Below are 356 nucleotides of genomic sequence, written 5' to 3' on the forward strand. Positions count from 1 at the left end.
ACTCGCGACCTCCACCTTGGCAAGGTGGCGCTCTAGCCAACTGAGCTACATCCGCCTGAGTCGATCCTCACGGATCGTCTCCGTGCGCGATACTGGGTTCGAACCAGTGACCTCTTCCGTGTCAGGGAAGCGCGCTACCGCTGCGCCAATCGCGCTCGTCCACCTCCGAGGAGGTGGTGAACATGCCGCCACTCCCGGTCGGAGAAGCCTGCGAGGTCGGGACGGGATTCGAACCCGCGTATACGGCTTTGCAGGCCGCTGCCTCGCCTCTCGGCCACCCGACCAGGGGTGAAGGTTGAGCGAGCGGATGACGAGATTCGAACTCGCGACCTCCACCTTGGCAAGGTGGCGCTCTA

General features: G+C 64.0%; 2 tRNA genes. Both read right to left on the reverse strand.

The features are described 5' to 3' along the window. Nucleotides 1–83: 83 nt before the first annotated feature. Nucleotides 84–155, reverse strand: a tRNA-Val gene (locus tag NR072_RS07700). 58 nt (nt 156–213) lie between these two features. After that, nucleotides 214–284 (reverse strand) — tRNA-Cys (locus tag NR072_RS07705). Between the last annotated feature and the right edge of the window lie 72 nt (nt 285–356).

Source organism: Micrococcus sp. Mcc89 (genome assembly GCF_024519795.1).
Classification (GTDB): Bacteria; Actinomycetota; Actinomycetes; order Actinomycetales; family Micrococcaceae; genus Micrococcus; species Micrococcus luteus.